Raw genomic sequence first — 16710 nt, 5'->3', positions numbered from 1 at the left:
GTTGACTGTTGACTGTTGACTGTTGACTGTTGACTGTTGACTGTTGACTGTTGACTGTTGACTGTTGACTTTCATAATATAAAATACCCTAATTATAACTTTATACTACAATATATCAAAACTGCAAGTTTTGCAACTAAATATAAATATTAAACAAAAAACTTTTTATATATTACTAACTATCATAAAGTGCAGTTGAGTAGTATATGAATAAAGTTTGCATATAATGAGTGTATATATTTCTTTTTGTTATTTACAAACTTATTTAAAAGCTCTTTAATTCTATGATTTTTATTTATTATTTTTTCTAAAATATTTTTAATGATAATAAATGCATTTACTTATAAAATAGCAAGGAAAAATTTAAATTAAATATTCAATAATAAAACAAACAAAAAAGGCAGCCATTATTCACAGCTGCCCTTTTATATTCAAACAATTATTATTTTTTTATACATTATCTCACAGCCTCAGCACAACGGGAACATAACTCCTTATGCTTATCTCCCACACTGTCATAATGCCCCCAGCAGCGAGCACACTTCTCATGACTAGCTTTCTCTGTCTTAACAAAAGAAACTCCGCCCTCTATAAATGTATCGTCCTTGCTGTCGGAAAGCGTCACTTTACTTACAATAAATATCTCATTTAAATACTTTTCATATTTAGCAAGCAAGTCTTTAGTCGATGATTCTTTAGTACATATTGTTATATAAGCCTCTAAAGATTTACCTATAGTATTATTATCTCTAGCCCTCTCAAGCGATAATAATACATCATCTCGTACTTTAAGAAGCAAAGCCCATTCTTTTTCTAAATCTAAATCGATTAAATTATCATCTGATTTAGGATATAATTCTAAATGTACAGAAGAAGCATTTTCTCCTTTGTAGTATCCCCAAACCTCATCAGTAGTGAAAGGAAGCACAGGAGCTATAAGCCTAACTAATACATCTAATATTTCAGTAAGTACAGTCTGAGCACTTCTTCTTGAGAGAGAATCTTTTCTATCACAGTATAATCTGTCTTTTATAATGTCGAAGTAAGTAGCAGAAAGCTCAACAACACAGTAATTTATAAGCCTTTGATAAAATAAATGAAACTCATAACTATCGCAAGCCTTCTCGGCAACCTTGATAAAACTATGAAGTCTTGATAAAGCATATCTGTCTGCAGGAAGCAATTCTTTAATATCAACTTTATCATTGCTGAAATTAAAATCAGAAATATTTCCAAGCAAATATCTGAAAGTATTTCTTATTTTTCTGTAATTGTCAGCAATAGCTTTCATCATATTATCACCCACACGGGCATTATGCGTAAAATCCTCGCTTATACACCAAAGCCTTAATATATCAGCACCATATTTATCTATAACTTCTAAAGGCGAAACCACATTGCCTGCACTTTTATGCATAGCCCTGCCCTGCTCATCTAAAGTCCAGCCATGAGTTATAAGCTCTTTATACGGCGGTATTCCCCTTATAGCCATAGAAGGCCAAATTGCAGCTTGAAACCAGCCTCTGTATTGATCGCCTCCCTCCAAATATATATCAACAGGAAAATTTCCTTCTAAATCTTTATTAGTTTTCTGTACTGCAAAAGATGATACACCAGAATCAAACCAAACATCCAAAATATCTTCTTCTTTGCCGAAATCAGTACAGCCGCATTCACATTCAGTACTTTCAGGAAGTAAATCTTTAGGCTCTAATTCAAACCATACATCTATTCCTTTAGTTTTTACTATATCAGCAAAATGCTTAACAGACTCGGCAGTAAGCAGAGTTTTGCCGCAGTTTTTGCAATAAAAAGCAGGTATAGGAACTCCCCAAGAACGCTGCCTTGATAAGCACCAATCAGGACGATTTTCAAGCATATTTTTCATTCTTTCATGTCCCCAAGAAGGATACCATTTAATATTATTCAAAGATTCAACCGTTCTTTTATCAATATTATTATGCTTCATATTCATAAACCATTGAGATGTAGCTCTGAATATTAAAGGATTTTTACATCTCCAGCATATAGGATAACTATGCACAACTTTTTCTTTATAAAATAATGAACCATTATTTTCAAGTATTTCTACTATTTTAGGATTAGCATCTCTTACTTTCACATTCTGCATTTCTGGAAACTCGCTTGTATATCTGCCCTCTTTATCCACAGGACAATATATATCAAGTCCGTAATTAACACCTGTCTGATAGTCTTCCATACCATGACCTGGTGCAGTATGAACGATACCTGTACCAGCAGAAGCCTCAACATAATCGGCAAATACTACAGCAGATTTCCTATTTTTTATAAAAGGATGTGCTATTTCTAATTTTTCAATATCTTGAATAGTTATAGGAATAATATCTCTGCCTTCTGCTTTCATATCCTTTTTAGATAAAACAGTATCAATTAAAGAAACTGTCATTATTGCATATCTTCCGTCTATTTCAACTGCTGCATATTCCAAATCTCTATTAAAAGCACAAGCCATATTTGAAGGCAGCGTCCAAGGAGTAGTAGTCCATATCATAACATCAGTATTGCCGTCTAATTTATCATTTATTTTATTTAATACAGGAAATCTTACATAAACGCTTGTAGAAGTATGATTATCATCGTACTCTATTTCAGCAGCAGCCAATGCAGTTTCACAGTCAATACACCAATGAATAGTTCTTAATCCCTTATATATATATCCTTTCTCTACCAACTGTGCAAATACTTCAACTATTTCAGATTCATATTCAGGCGACATAGTAAGATAAGGATTTTCCCAATCGCCCATTACGCCGAGTCTTTTGAACTCTTTTCTTTGAATATCAATATATTTCTGAGCATAGGCACGGCATTTTTTTCTCATTATAAACTTAGAAGTTTCTTTATATTTATCTCCCAAATTCTCCTGCACCTTTAATTCTATAGGCATACCATGACAATCCCAGCCTGGAACATAAGGAGAATCGAAACCTTTAGCAGATTTATATCTTACAATAATATCTTTAATAATTTTATTTAATGATGTTCCAATATGAATATCTCCATTCGCATAAGGCGGTCCATCATGTAAAATACATTTAGGAGCACCTTTTCTTAATTCTCTAAGCTTATGATAAAGTTTTTCTTCGTCCCATTTTTTTATTATTTTGGGCTCTTTTTCCTTCAAACCTGCCTTCATAGGAAAAGCAGTTTTAGGCAAATTGATAGTAGAACTATAATCCATCTTATTTTTGCTCCATTTTTTTATTTTATAAAGATATTCAATTCTATACTATAAGCAGAAATTTTACAAGTTTTTATTTTATACTAATCTGCAAATACATTGACAAAAATAGTAATAAATATATATTATAAAAATAATATAACGAGGAATAAATGTTTAATAAATTAATTAAAGAAATACATAAATATGAAAAATTAACATTTGATGAAATATCCGAAAAACTAGAAGATATTATTTTTAATACAAATAATTTTTTAGATATAATATATAATATAAGAATAATACCAGAGTCAATAGGACATGATACTACAGAAGAAAAAATTTTTTCAAAGTTATCTGATATAGTTTTGGCTAGAGCCTTTAGGGAAATAGGTCTTAATTCTTATGTTTTTAAAAAAAGAGGAAACTCAGCAGATGTACATGCAGAATCTAAAATACATAAATATTCTTTAGTAGCAGATGCTAAATCTTTTAGAATGAGCAGAACCGCTAAAAATCAAAAAGATTTTAAAATTAATGCTCTTTCTAATTGGAAAGTAAAAGAAGACTATTCTATTTTATGTTCTCCATATTTCCAATACCCTAGAAAAAAAAGCCAAATTTATAAACAATCATTAGAAAAAAATGTATGTTTACTAAGTTGGGAACATTTAATATTTTTAATAGAGAATAAAATTAAGGAAAATAAATTTATAAATTTGGAAAATATATGGAATTTTGGAAATTTATATTCAGAAAAAATTTCATTGAAAGATAGTGAAAATAATTTTTTTGATAATTTTAATAAAGAATTTTGCAGCACTATAAATATAGATGATGACAACTTTAATGATACATTAATTAATCAAATTACTATAATAAAAAACAGATCAATAAAAGAAAAATTATATTTAGAGAAAGAAATAAATATAATAAAAAACTATACCAAAGAACAAGCAATATCTGAATTGCTCAAATCTCAAAAATTAGAAGATAGAATTAAGCATATAGATGATTTTATTAAAAAGGTTAAATTATGACTATTATAGATAAAATAATATGCGGTGATTCAATAGAGATAATGAAAACTATCGATAGCGAAACTATACATGCTATTATATCAGATATACCTTATGGAATATCTTATGAAGATTGGGATATATTACATAATAATTCAAATTCTGCTTTAGGCGGAACTTCAAATGCTCAAATAGAAATGGGTACTTTATTTAAAAGGAGAGGAAAGCCTTTAAATGGCTGGAGTGAGGCAGATAAAAAAATACCTTTAGAATATCAAGAATGGTGCTCTTCTTGGGCTTCAGATTGGCTTAGAGTTTTAAAATCTGGAGCAAGCTGTTTTATTTTTGCTGGAAGAAGATATGCTCATAGATGTATAGTAGCACTTGAAGATGCAGGCTTCACATTTAAAGATATGCTCGCTTGGGAAAAGAATTTTGCTGCATCTAAAGCTCAAAGACTCTCTGCTATATATGAAAGAAGAAATGATACTGAAAATTATGAAAAATGGAAAGGCTGGAGAGTTGCTAATTTAAGACCAATGTTTGAACCTATATTATGGTTTCAAAAACCGTATAAAATAGGCTCTACAATAGCAGATAATGTAATAAATAATGATGTTGGTGCTTGGAATGAGGACGCAATAAAAAAATATTGTATAAATCATAAAGGTAATAATTTTTATGACAATATAATAAAAGTAGATACAACAAAATACGATTCTGGTATGCATGTTAATCAAAAACCTGTAAAGTTAATGGAATTATTAATATCATTGGTAACAAAAGAAAATGCTATTATTTTAGATCCTTTCGTAGGTTCTGGAACAACTTGCGTAGCCGCTAAAAATACAAATAGGTATTATATAGGTATAGACATTGATGCTAACAATACAAATACAGCAAATAAAAGATTATTAGATGAATGCTGTCAATTTGATTTAAATTTATAAAGTCATATTTGAATTCTTCTGCCATTTATTTGATTTTAAATAATACATACTAAAAAAAGTATTAATTATATAGCATATACCCATAGAAAACCATATACCTACAAGCTCAAAATGAGGCGATAATGCATAAGCTAAAATAGTTCTTAGAATTAATGTTGTTGATGTTGTAAAAGCCATTATAACTATAGTTTTTCCAGCTCCGTTTATAACACCATTACATACAAACATTATAGAATAAAAAATAAATATAGGCATTATAGTATAAATATAGCTTCTTGCATATTCAAAAACCTGCATATCTTTTGTAAACATTCTTATGAGAAGATAAGGATTAGTAATTGAAAATATACTCATAATAGAAGAGATTATAAGCCCTATGATAATTCCGCTTTTTAGAATTTCTTTTACTCTATCTAATTTTTTAGCCCCGATATTCTGTGCAGACATTGTCATAACAGCATTTCCCAAAGCACCCATAGGCATAATAAAAAGAGATTCTACTCTATTTACTATTGCAACAGTTGCACTCGCAGCATCTCCGAAACTGCTTATAAGTCTGGTTATTACAAGCCAGCCGAAAGCTACTATAAATTGATTAAATGAAATTGGTACTCCTAATTTGAGTATTTTTTTAGTCATTTTTAAATCAAATGTAAATATAAAAGGATTGATTTTTATAAAGCTGTTTTTTATTCTAAGATAAGTTATGCTTATTAATACTGAAGTAAATTGAGAAATTACCGTAGCAATAGCAGCACCCTGAAGCCCCATTGCAGGTATTATCCAAAAACCTTTTATAAGTATAGGGTCTAACATTATATTAAGTAATGAAGATATTATTAAAAATATTAATGGTCTTACTGTATCGCCTACAGCTCTTAATATGGAAGAAATAAAAAAGTAAGTATAAGCAAAAGGCATACCCAAAATAGATATTCTCAAATATATTAATGCCATATCCATAGCATTTTTAGGAGTTTCCATCATTATTAATATATTTTTTGAAAATATTAACATTAAAGAACCTACAGAAATTAATATTATAACTCCCAAAGTTGTGGATACCTTTATAACATAGCTTACAGTATCATAATCTTTAGACCCATAATATTGAGAAACTATAACGCCATTAGCCATATTAACACCAAAAGCAAAAGAACCCATTATAAGCATTATTGGAAAACTTACAGCGACTGCAGAAAGTCCAAGCGGTCCTATAATATTGCCTATCCAAATACTATCTGCTATATTATATACAACATTAAGCATATTAGAAAGCAATATAGGTATAAGCAATTTTAATAATGCGGGAACAACTTTTGCTTCTGTAAGATCTGTTCCTATATGATTAGCCATTTATATTTTTAACACCTATTATTTAACTAAACTTATTATCATATTATAAACTAAATAATAATTAATTGAATAGTAATAAATAATTTGTCATATTAATTTTTTAAATGCTTGAAATTCTTTTTATATAAAAATCAGTACTGGATAATACTTATATTCTAAATAATTAAAAAAACTTATAATTAATACTCAAAATAAATAAGAAAGTTAAAGTTTGACTTTCATTTTATTAAATATTAGGATAATATTATTTTCATTTACAAATACAAATATATATTTGAGTATATTTATATATAAAAATTAATCAGAAGGAATTTTAAAATGAATAAAAAATTTTTAATCCTATTATTACTAATAATATTATTAATAAACTGCAAAAGCAAACAAGACCCAAAAGGCATAGAACAGTATAACGGGAATTATTATGCATCAGGAAAAATAGAAGTTAATGGCAAAGATAATACTTTATGGATATCAATAAAAGATTGTACATTTGGAGCAGCTTTTAGCGATAATACTAATAAACCTGCATTTAATCAAAGTGATTATATGGATGTAACAGGTTCAGGCACTGATTATAATTTTCAAGATTATGCTTTTAAAGGAACATTAAGATTTAGTTCTGATGGTTCTTCTGTTACGGTTAAATATGAAAAATGCCAAGACTCTAACTTAACAAATAAATATATTAAATGTTATAAAAAATAATCAATTATATTTTTAATTAAACGGCTTTTACTCAAAGTTTTTTATTTTATTAATATAATATTATCAATATTTTTTTATTTCAGTATTTATTTAAAAAATAAAATCCGTTTCTAATAATAAGGCTTTGAAATGTTTGCAAAATATATATTTAGTATTATAAATAAAATTAAAAAAAATTAATCACAAAAAATATTTGCATTTTTTTATTGATTTACAAACCGCAAATAATATTCATAATGCAAATAAAAAAAGCATGCATAAATTAATATGCATGCCTATAAAATATAATTATTAATTTTAATCTCTGTTTCTTACTTTAGCTAAAAGTTTTAGTATTTCCAAATAAAGCCATACCAAAGTAACAAGAAGCCCAAAAGCAGCATACCACTCAAAATATTTAGGCATATTATATTCTTCGCCTTTCTCCATAAAATCAAAATCCAAAAGAAGATTGAAAGAAGCAATAAGAACTATTACAATGCTTATACCAATACTCAAAGGACTTGAACCATATAAAAAAGGCACTCTCATACCAAAGAATGACATTATAAAATTAATTAAATATACAATGCCTATGCATAATGTAGATACAGTTATTACACTTCTTAATTTATCAGTTACTCTTATTATTCTAAATCTGTATAATATCAGCATTATAAACAAATCTAAAAATGTAAGAAATACAGCCTGCACAACTATGCCTTCATAAACAGCATTAAAAATATAAGAAACAGCCCCAATAGCAACACCTTCAAGTATAGCATAAAGTATAGAAAAAACTTTAGCCAATTCTTTTTTAAAAGTCATTATTAAAGCTAAAACAAAAGCACCAATAGATGAAACTAATGCTGCAGGATAAAGCATATCTGGTCTTTTTGCTAAAACAAAAAATACACTCACCATAGCAGAAAGCATTAATATTAATGTAAGCATTATTGATTTGTTTATTGCTCCATTAAGAGTCATTGTACCTTCATTTTCATTTCTAAGCTCATAATCAAATGCTTTTTCTTGTAAAACAGGATTTGCCATAATTTTTTAAACCTCCAAAATTATTTTCATTAGCCAATTATTATATAATAATTTATATAATAATACAACTATTATAATTCATAAATTATTGTTAATATAATTCCTGTCATCATCATAAATATAAGATACTCACAAGTTTTTTATTTTATTGCTAGCTATAAACTTTTTTATTACTGATAATAAAAATTGTTTTTATTATTGCCGACGAAGTATGCCTTTGGCGTCTGCTTAGTTAAATATAATTTATAAACTGCTCATTTATCGCTTTAAAATTAATTTGCTCTGCAATTCTTACGAATATCAGGCACTCATAATTTTTATATTTAGTCTTCAAGCATTTAAAAAATTATTAGTTTTTATTATCGCTTTAAAAAATTTTATTTAATTCAATAATCCCAAAGCATAATATTTCTATTATGTATATATTAGTATATCAAAAAAAATATTTAAGTAAATAAAAATACTTCTGTAATTATTGCTGATAAAAAAATTATATTTGAAAAAATGATTAAACTGTAATAGAATATATAAAAACTTTAGGATTATTTTATGAATTATATAAAAAATATAGTAAGTATTAATGATATTAAAGAGAGAAGAAAAATCTTAAAAGATAAATATTTTCAGGATTCTATATACTGTACTACGGCAGAAGATTTTTCTAATGGACTAAATAATGTAGAAGTTGTAAAATCAATGCTTGATGCAGGCATAAAGATAATACAGTATAGAGAAAAAGATAATCCTAATAAATATATGCGTGAAAAATATGATGAATGTTTAAAGATTAGAGAACTTACAAAAGAATATAAGGCTTTATTTATAATAGATGATTATGCTGACTTAGCTATTGCTGTCGAAGCTGACGGAGTTCATATAGGGCAGAAAGATATGCCTATAGAGGCAGTAAGAAAAATAGTAGGATATGATAAAATTATAGGGCTTTCTACTACGAATGAAAAAGAAGCTATTGAGGCTGTTAATACCTCTGCAGACTATATAGGCATAGGTCCTATATTTCCTACTAATACTAAACCAGATGCTAATAAAGCTGCTGGAATTAATTATCTTGATTATGTAGTTAAAAATTTGGATATTCCTTTTGTCTGTATAGGAGGCATAAAATTAAATAATATGGATATTCTTATAGAACATAAGGCTATGAGTTTATGCATGATTACAGAAATAGTATCTTCTGAGGATATAAAATCTAAATGCGAACTTCTAATAAAAAAAATGAAAAGATTATAAAATCTCTTATTTTTTCTGCTTTTATAATATTATCTTTTACTTTTGTTTTAAAAACTTCTGATTTTAAAAGCAGTAAGCATAATAAGAATAGTAAATATAATAATAAAGATTTATTCATTGATTCAAAGTCTGTAATAAGTATGATAAATAATAATAAAACAAGCATTATTTATGATTATATAAAAAACAGAGATGAAGTTTATGTTTATAATTATTTTCTAAAGATTAAAAACGAAGATAAAAAATATATAAATACTTATTTTCCAAGCGTAAAATATATCGGAAGTTTTAGATTTTTTATTTATACTCTGCTTTTTAAAAATAGTATTATGTTTTATACAAGCGATGATAAGCTTGCAGATAAATTAAAGTTTTTTAATGCTCATTACTGCAGAGTAATTCTTAGTATAAATGATATAAAAAGCGAAGAATATTTAACTTTGAGAGATATTAATAATGCAAAAATCTTCTTATCATTAACAAATAAAGACTTTTATAAAATAGATTCTAATTATAATAAAGAGCTGTCAAAATATTTAGTTTCCCTTAATAAAGATTTTATAAATGTAATAGACGGAGATACTATAAAATACAAAGACAATTATTACAGATTCATAGGGCTTGATGCACCTGAACTTAAGCAAGATTATGGGAGCAATGTAAAAAACTATGTTGAAGAAAAAATAAAAAATGCATCAAGTATTAATATGCTTATAAGTTCTTATGATATTTTCGGACGAATTTTATGTCATTTATTTATAGATGATATTCCATTAGCATATTTTATGATGAAAGATAAGCAGGCAAAAGAAACAATAATGAAATACGGAGATAACGGATTTATAAATATAGCAAGCAATATAGTTTATTTATCAAAATTTCAAGGCAGACGCCCATTCACAGACCCTGCAAAATTTAGAAGCGAGAACAGATGATAATTTTTTTAATTAAAAAATAACAGAACCTAATTTTAATAAAGTTAAGCTCTGTTATTATATTTTATGCAGTTAAATTAAATTTTTTCAAATCATCATCAGCATTCGTTATTATATTTATACCAAATTTTGAAACTAATATATTAACTACATTAGGCGATAAGAATCCTGGTACAGTAGGTCCAAGATGTATATTTTTAACTCCTAAATATAGAAGCGAAAGTAAAACTATTACAGCTTTCTGTTCATACCAAGCTATATTATAAACTATAGGTAAATCATTAATATCATCTAAACCAAATAAATCTTTAAGTCCCAAAGCAATAACCGCCAATGAATAAGAATCGTTACATTGTCCTGCATCTAATACTCTAGGTATTCCATTAATATCTCCTAAATCTAATTTATTATATCTATATTTAGCACAGCCCGCAGTTAATATTACAGTGTCTTTTGGAAGTTTTTTAGCAAACTCAGTATAGTATTCTCTTTCTTTATGTCTTCCATCACAACCGCCCATTACAATGAATCTTTTTATAGCACCGGATTTAACAGCTTCTGCTATCTTATCTTTAAGAGATAAAACCTGATTATGTGCAAATCCTCCTACTATAAAACCGCTTTCTATTTCTTTAGGAGCTTTACATTTTTTTGCATGTTCTATTATAGAAGTAAAATCTTTATCATTTTCTTTATCAGCATGACTTTCTATATGTTTCAATCCTTCATAACCAGCAGCACCTGTTGTATATACTCTATCTTTATAACTTTCTAAAGGCGGTACTATACAGTTTGTAGTCATAAGTATTGGACCATTAAAGTTTTCAAAATCTTTTCTTTGATCCCACCAAGCTCCGCCGTAATTTCCTACAAAATGTTTATATTTTTTTAATTCAGGATAATAATGTGCAGGAAGCATTTCTGAATGGGTATATACATCTACTCCAGTACCTTCTGTTTGTTTTAATAATATTTCTATATCTTTTAAATCATGACCTGAAACTAATATACCAGGATTGGTGCCAACACCTATATTAACTTTTGTAATTTCTGGGTTTCCATAAGTAGAAGTATTAGCCTTATCAAGTAAAGCCATTCCATCAACTCCATTTTTTCCTGTTTCAAGCACTAATGCTAAAAGTTCATCGCTATTTATATCATTTCTTAATGTTTCATTTAAAGCTTTTTGTATGAATGCATCCACTTCTTCATTCTCATAATCAAGCATATTGGCATGTCTTATATAAGCACTTAATCCTTTGACTCCATATACAACTGTTTCTTTTAAGCTTCTTATATCTTCATTTTTTTCTTCTAATATACCTACAGTTTTTGATTTAGCATCTATATCTTCCTTACTTTTAGGTGTCCACAAAGATTCTTCAAGTATTAATGATTTATCCTTTACCTGATTTGCCAATTCATTACAAAGTTTTGAAGTATATTCTATTCTTTTATAAAAAACTTCTTTATCAAAGTTAGCATTTGTTATTGTAGCAAATAAATTGAATGTTATATCATGATTTATTTTTTTATCTACTTTTCCGCCTTCTTTTCTTACAGCAGTTGTTATATTAGAAAGCCCTTTAGTTATATGTACAAGTAAATCTTCTAAATATGCTAAATCTGGCTTTTTACCGCATACTCCTGATACAACACAGCCTGTATTATTCATTGTTTCCTGACATTGATAACAAAACATTTTATTATCCATATAATTAATCCTCCATTTATTTATTTTTTATAATTTATTTTCTTATTTATTTTAAAATCTTTATTGAGCAGATAACGATCTTTGATGGTGTGGCTTTCCATATAATTCTTGAATTTTCTGTTTATATCGTTAACTAAATCACCCATTATACAGCTTGAACAATATTTGTCACATTTAGAATGAAATAAACAGCTTCTTTCCCAATTCTTACCTTCTATAGTTTCATATATTTCAAGAAATGAAGTATTTTCTTTTCCTTCAGCTATTCTAAATCCTCCGGCCGGACCTTTTGAAGAAGTAAGATATCCAGCCTTTACAAGCGTTTGAAGTACTTTTGATAAATGATTTGAAGATACATCGAATCTATCTGCTATATCTTTTAGAGATACAAACTCTTTTACAGATATATATACAACAGAATGTAATGCTATAGCTGAAGCTTCTGATATTTGAATCATTCCAAGTTCCTTATTTAGTATATTAGTACTATAATACCAAATTAATTTTTTGTCAACATATTTTAATAGAAAATATCAATTCCTTATAAGAAAATAAATTTATTATATACATATAGCAAGCAATATAGTTTATTTATCAAAATTTCAAGGCAGACGCCCATTCACAGACCCCGCAAAATTTAGAAGCGAGAACAGATGATAATTTTTTTAATTAAAAAATAACAGAACCTAATTTTAATAAAGTTAAGCTCTGTTATTATATTTTATGCAGTTAAATTAAATTTTTTCAAATCATCATCAGCATTCGTTATTATATTTATACCAAATTTTGAAACTAATATATTAACTACATTTAAAAAGCTAAACTCTTTTTTATTAAAATTATGCTTTATTTAAATAATGAGTTACGCTCATAGCTGCCACAGCACCCTCTCCAACGGCATTTGCAACTTGACGAACAGGCTTTAATATAGAATCTCCGCATGCAAATACTCCTGCAATATTGGTTTCCATTGTAGACATATCTGTAACTATATGCCCTGTTTCTTTTAATTCTAATCCAGTATCCTTTAAGAAATGAGTAGCAGGCTCCTGACCTACAAAGACAAATACGCCGTCTATAGGCTGATTATGTATAGAACCGTCTACAACATTTTTTATTTTTATGCTATTAACCTTACCTTCTCCGCAAATCTCATCTATTACAGAATCAAGTACATATTCTACTTTTCCAGTATCTGTTAAATGCTTGACATTTATAGGCTCTGCTCTGAACTCTTTTCTTCTATGAACTAAATATATTTTATTAACGAATCTTGTAAGAAAATAAGCCTCATCAAAGGCACTGTTTCCTCCGCCTACTACAGCAACAGTTTTATTTCTGTAAAAAGCTCCGTCGCAGGTAGCACAGTAAGAAACTCCCTTTCCTGAAAAAGTTTCTTCTCCATTAGCACCTAATTTCTTAGAAAAACCTCCCATAGCAAATATTATCGTTTTTGTTTCATAAGTTTTTCCGTCAGCAGTAATGATTTTCTTTACTTCATCTTTAATATTTTCTACTTTTATAACTTCATCATAAACTATTTCATTTTTAGAAAATTTTTCAGCATGCTGCTGCATTCTGGATACTAATTCAAAAGAACTTATATCTTCAGGAAAACCTAAATAATTTTCAACAGCATCAGTACTCATCATCTGTCCGCCTATACCTCTCTTTTCTATTAATATAGAATTAGTTAAAGCTCTTCCTAAATAGAGCATAGCTGAAAGTCCTGCAGGACCTCCTCCTATTATTATGCTATCATATACAGACATATAAACACTCCTTTTATTATTGATAATAATTATATATTTTTAATTAGATACACAAAATATTTTACTGATTTAAATATTTTATATATATCATCTCATCATTTCAAATGCCTTTTTGACATTATATCAGCATTTCAAATGCTTTTTTTACATTATATTAGCATTTCAATTACTTGAAATGCTTTTTTACATAGGCTATTATCTCGCTTGCATTAGCTATCTCTCTTGAAGAATTTCCTACTCTTATATAAAACTTTTCTTCTTTAGCACCCTGCTTATTTGTTATTTTAGTATATACAGGTTCTCTTCCTCTGCTTATATATACTATACAAATATCTTTTCCTTTTTCTGCAACAAAATCTATTCTTATTCCTTCAGCAGAAAATGCATTTCCATAATATGTTTCTATCAATGTTCTTAAATGAAGTTCAAAAAAATCTCTGTTAGGCTGCTTTAATGTAGAATAATCATGTTCAAGCCCTAAAATCTCACCATTATTTGAAATACCTATAAATAGTCTTCCGCCTTCTGTATTACTAAAAGCAGCTATTGATTTCATAATCACTTCTTCCAATGCTTTATTTATCTTTTCAGTATTGCTGTCATAACGAAGCGTAGATTTAAACTCTATATTTGTATTTTCGCCTTCTTCAATAAGTTTTTCTATATTCATATGATTTCTTTTCAAATCTTCAATTATTCTTATATAATGTATGGCAAGCATAACTATTATAACTATAGTAACTATTACAAATATAATCAAAAATAATATTATAGGTATTTGTATTTTATTAATAAGAGCTTTTTCAGGTATAATGATGCCTATTTCTATATTATTATCAACAACTGAAAAAGAACCTTTATATCCCCAATAATTATTATCCTTGTAGAGTACTTTTATCATATCTTCATTAGTGCCTTTAAACTCTTCCGTCATAATATTTGCTATAGTTACATAATCTAAATTCTCTAAATGATTATTTGTATGAGAATATGATATTGGAAAAGTTATTTTACTATTTCCCGTTACCAAATATGCATAAATATTATCTATATTTTTTAATTCAATATCTTTAAAATTTATATTAAATTGCGAAATATATTCAAAAGCAATATTTTCATTTGCTATATATATTAGATGTATATAAGGCTTTCCATCTTTTATATAGAAAGAATCTATACTAAGCTGTTCAAAAGGTACTGATGAATACTGACTTTCTGTATTAGTAGTTACAATTTGCCCTACTACCTTATAGCCTTTCTCTTCTTTAGTTATTGACATATAATTATTTCCGACATGCATAGCCGCTTTTTCTATAAATTGATGTTTTGGAAAAAAATTAGTTATTAAAATCTTATATGCCTCAGGAGCTTGATTTACTATATCAAATATAGGAGTCATCTGCATAGAAAAATAGTATGTAGGATAGAATATTTTCGAGTATTCTTCTACAACTGATGTTTTTACATCCTGAAAAAGAGATTTAAATATAAATCTGATAGGTATTGGATTTCTAATCTGCATATAAACTAAAATAATTATAGATAAAAATAAAACTGAAATAACTACATCTCTTAATATTCTGTTTTTTAATTCGGTTTTAGATAAGAACCTGCCAGATATAATTTTCATACCATATCCATTAATCCGTTATTTATATGCTGCTATGCTATAATAACATATATACAATATATTATCAACCTGCTTATTAAAATTAACTTATACAAAATAATATGAATTTTTAGCCATTACATCATATATACATTTACAAGTTTAATGAGTTCAAAAAGCTTAATTTTTTTTCGCTCTGCTCATTATCTCCGCCCTCATGCCCATTAAAAGTATAAACTTCTATAGACTTTTCACCTGCATAATTATTATAAGCGGCAAATACTGTAGAAGGCGGACATAAAATATCCATTAATCCCACAGAAAATAATGCTTTTACCCTGCTTCTTTTTGCAAATAAAGCTCCGTCAAAATATGATAAAGTTTCAAAAGCAGTTTTTTCATGCATTCTATTAGTTTTGCAAAATCTTGCTATTTCATTATAAGGTAAAGTATCTGTTATAGTACATGCTCTTTTATAATCGCATAGAAAAGGCACATCAATCATAGCAGCCTCAATTTTTTCTTTTTTTAGTTCAGCAAGAGCTAAAACAGCAAGCGATATTCCTCCGCCCTGACTTGTACCGTTTACAGCGATTTTTCCTGTAAGAGTATGCTCTTTTGCAGCCTCAATAGATTTAAAAGCATCTATAAAAACTCTTTTATAATAATAATCTTTTTTATCTAATATTCCCATAGTAAGAAAACCGTCAGCATGAGGAGATGAACCTATAGGATCTGAAGTTACAGCTCCGTTTCCTCCCTCAGCACCTTGTCCTCTTACCTCCATAACAAATAAGCTGTATCCTGCTGAAGGAAAAAGTAAATGATTATTAGGATAATCTCTGCCGCCGCCGTATCCCGGATAGCACATTATACATGTTAATTTTTGATTATTTTCCCTAGCATACTTTGGGGCTATATACCATCCGTTTATAGAATGCTTAGAATATCCCTTGAAAGATACATCCCATACATCAAATAGTTTTAAATGAGTATCTATTAAAGTATATTGAACTTCTGTTTTATGATTATTTTCATTTAAAGTATTAATCCAAAATTCATCAAAATCTTTAGGCTCTTCACTGCTGCCCTTATATTTATAAAGTTCTTCCAAATTTAAATCAAAAAAAGCCATATAAAAAAAACCTCCGTAAAGCTAGTATAT

At 27.7% G+C, this 16710-nt stretch carries 13 protein-coding genes; 5 read left to right on the top strand and 8 right to left on the bottom strand.

The annotated features are described in order from the left end of the window. Positions 1-457: 457 nt before the first annotated feature. Positions 458-3223, bottom strand: a complete 2766-nt coding sequence (ileS, locus tag QZ288_RS04325; protein WP_295155436.1) for an isoleucine--tRNA ligase — start codon at positions 3221-3223, stop codon at positions 458-460. A gap of 152 nt (positions 3224-3375) precedes the next feature. Here ileS and QZ288_RS04320 point away from each other — a divergent pair, with 152 nt between their 5' ends. Next, positions 3376-4242 carry a HindIII family type II restriction endonuclease gene (locus QZ288_RS04320; protein ID WP_295155433.1) on the top strand — a complete coding sequence of 289 codons (867 nt, stop codon included), beginning with the start codon at positions 3376-3378 and terminating at the stop codon, positions 4240-4242. After that, positions 4239-5171, top strand: a complete 933-nt coding sequence (locus tag QZ288_RS04315; protein ID WP_295155432.1) for a site-specific DNA-methyltransferase — start codon at positions 4239-4241, stop codon at positions 5169-5171. Before QZ288_RS04320 ends, QZ288_RS04315 begins: the two co-directional genes overlap by 4 nt. On the opposite strand, the gene QZ288_RS04310 is transcribed toward QZ288_RS04315, so the two are convergent. Continuing rightward, positions 5166-6527 carry an MATE family efflux transporter gene (locus QZ288_RS04310; RefSeq protein ID WP_295155430.1) on the bottom strand — a complete coding sequence of 454 codons (1362 nt, stop codon included), beginning with the start codon at positions 6525-6527 and terminating at the stop codon, positions 5166-5168. The two genes, QZ288_RS04315 and QZ288_RS04310, sit on opposite strands and share 6 nt — an antisense overlap. A gap of 318 nt (positions 6528-6845) precedes the next feature. On the opposite strand from QZ288_RS04310, the gene QZ288_RS04305 reads away from it, so the two are divergent. Then, the gene (locus tag QZ288_RS04305; RefSeq protein WP_295155427.1) at positions 6846-7232 is read left to right on the top strand and encodes a hypothetical protein; all 387 of its coding nucleotides are present in this window, start codon (positions 6846-6848) and stop codon (positions 7230-7232) included. A 297-nt stretch (positions 7233-7529) separates the two neighbouring features. Here QZ288_RS04305 and QZ288_RS04300 read toward each other — a convergent pair whose 3' ends face one another. Further along, positions 7530-8264, bottom strand: coding sequence for a Bax inhibitor-1/YccA family protein (locus QZ288_RS04300; protein ID WP_295155425.1), 735 nt, complete (start codon positions 8262-8264; stop codon positions 7530-7532). Between the two features lie 549 nt (positions 8265-8813). Here QZ288_RS04300 and thiE point away from each other — a divergent pair. Further along, positions 8814-9515: a thiamine phosphate synthase gene (thiE, locus tag QZ288_RS04295; RefSeq protein ID WP_295155423.1), complete on the top strand. Its 702-nt coding sequence runs from the start codon at positions 8814-8816 to the stop codon at positions 9513-9515. Beyond that, the gene (locus QZ288_RS04290; RefSeq protein WP_295155420.1) at positions 9479-10450 is read left to right on the top strand and encodes a thermonuclease family protein; all 972 of its coding nucleotides are present in this window, start codon (positions 9479-9481) and stop codon (positions 10448-10450) included. The genes thiE and QZ288_RS04290 overlap by 37 nt, the downstream gene beginning before the upstream one ends. A 64-nt stretch (positions 10451-10514) precedes the next feature. Here the strand turns inward: QZ288_RS04290 and hcp are convergent, their stop codons facing one another. The 5 genes from hcp to QZ288_RS04265 all read right to left on the bottom strand — a co-directional run bounded on the left by hcp (position 10515) and on the right by QZ288_RS04265 (position 16680). Further along, entirely contained in the window at positions 10515-12164 is a 1650-nt protein-coding gene (hcp, locus tag QZ288_RS04285) for a hydroxylamine reductase (protein ID WP_295155417.1), read from the bottom strand. 20 nt (positions 12165-12184) lie between these two features. Further along, positions 12185-12622, bottom strand: coding sequence for an Rrf2 family transcriptional regulator (locus tag QZ288_RS04280; RefSeq protein WP_295155414.1), 438 nt, complete (start codon positions 12620-12622; stop codon positions 12185-12187). Positions 12623-13003: 381 nt separating this feature from the next. Continuing rightward, positions 13004-13936, bottom strand: coding sequence for a thioredoxin-disulfide reductase (trxB, locus tag QZ288_RS04275; protein ID WP_295155411.1), 933 nt, complete (start codon positions 13934-13936; stop codon positions 13004-13006). 166 nt (positions 13937-14102) lie between these two features. After that, positions 14103-15566 carry an ATP-binding protein gene (locus QZ288_RS04270; RefSeq protein WP_295155408.1) on the bottom strand — a complete coding sequence of 488 codons (1464 nt, stop codon included), beginning with the start codon at positions 15564-15566 and terminating at the stop codon, positions 14103-14105. Positions 15567-15699: 133 nt separating this feature from the next. Beyond that, positions 15700-16680 (bottom strand): acetylxylan esterase, encoded by a 981-nt coding sequence (locus QZ288_RS04265; protein ID WP_295155405.1) that lies wholly within the window; start codon positions 16678-16680, stop codon positions 15700-15702. Positions 16681-16710: the final 30 nt, after the last annotated feature.

The sequence above is a fragment of the uncultured Brachyspira sp. genome (assembly GCF_910578695.1).
In the GTDB taxonomy this organism is placed as follows: domain Bacteria; phylum Spirochaetota; class Brachyspiria; order Brachyspirales; family Brachyspiraceae; genus Brachyspira.
Note: the sequence above shows the minus strand (reverse complement) of the source record. Positions and strands in the feature narration are given on the sequence as shown.

Excerpts from the sequence above, each read along its gene's own strand:
- QZ288_RS04305 (WP_295155427.1), top strand. The coding sequence starts at position 6,846 with ATGAATAAAAAATTTTTAATCCTATTATTACTAATAATATTATTAATA.
- trxB (WP_295155411.1), bottom strand. The coding sequence starts at position 13,936 with ATGTCTGTATATGATAGCATAATAATAGGAGGAGGTCCTGCAGGACTT.
- hcp (WP_295155417.1), bottom strand. The coding sequence starts at position 12,164 with ATGGATAATAAAATGTTTTGTTATCAATGTCAGGAAACAATGAATAAT.
- thiE (WP_295155423.1), top strand. The coding sequence starts at position 8,814 with ATGAATTATATAAAAAATATAGTAAGTATTAATGATATTAAAGAGAGA.
- QZ288_RS04320 (WP_295155433.1), top strand. The coding sequence starts at position 3,376 with ATGTTTAATAAATTAATTAAAGAAATACATAAATATGAAAAATTAACA.
- QZ288_RS04315 (WP_295155432.1), top strand. The coding sequence starts at position 4,239 with ATGACTATTATAGATAAAATAATATGCGGTGATTCAATAGAGATAATG.
- QZ288_RS04300 (WP_295155425.1), bottom strand. The coding sequence starts at position 8,264 with ATGGCAAATCCTGTTTTACAAGAAAAAGCATTTGATTATGAGCTTAGA.
- ileS (WP_295155436.1), bottom strand. The coding sequence starts at position 3,223 with ATGGATTATAGTTCTACTATCAATTTGCCTAAAACTGCTTTTCCTATG.
- QZ288_RS04265 (WP_295155405.1), bottom strand. The coding sequence starts at position 16,680 with ATGGCTTTTTTTGATTTAAATTTGGAAGAACTTTATAAATATAAGGGC.
- QZ288_RS04270 (WP_295155408.1), bottom strand. The coding sequence starts at position 15,566 with ATGAAAATTATATCTGGCAGGTTCTTATCTAAAACCGAATTAAAAAAC.
- QZ288_RS04280 (WP_295155414.1), bottom strand. The coding sequence starts at position 12,622 with ATGATTCAAATATCAGAAGCTTCAGCTATAGCATTACATTCTGTTGTA.
- QZ288_RS04310 (WP_295155430.1), bottom strand. The coding sequence starts at position 6,527 with ATGGCTAATCATATAGGAACAGATCTTACAGAAGCAAAAGTTGTTCCC.
- QZ288_RS04290 (WP_295155420.1), top strand. The coding sequence starts at position 9,479 with ATGCGAACTTCTAATAAAAAAAATGAAAAGATTATAAAATCTCTTATT.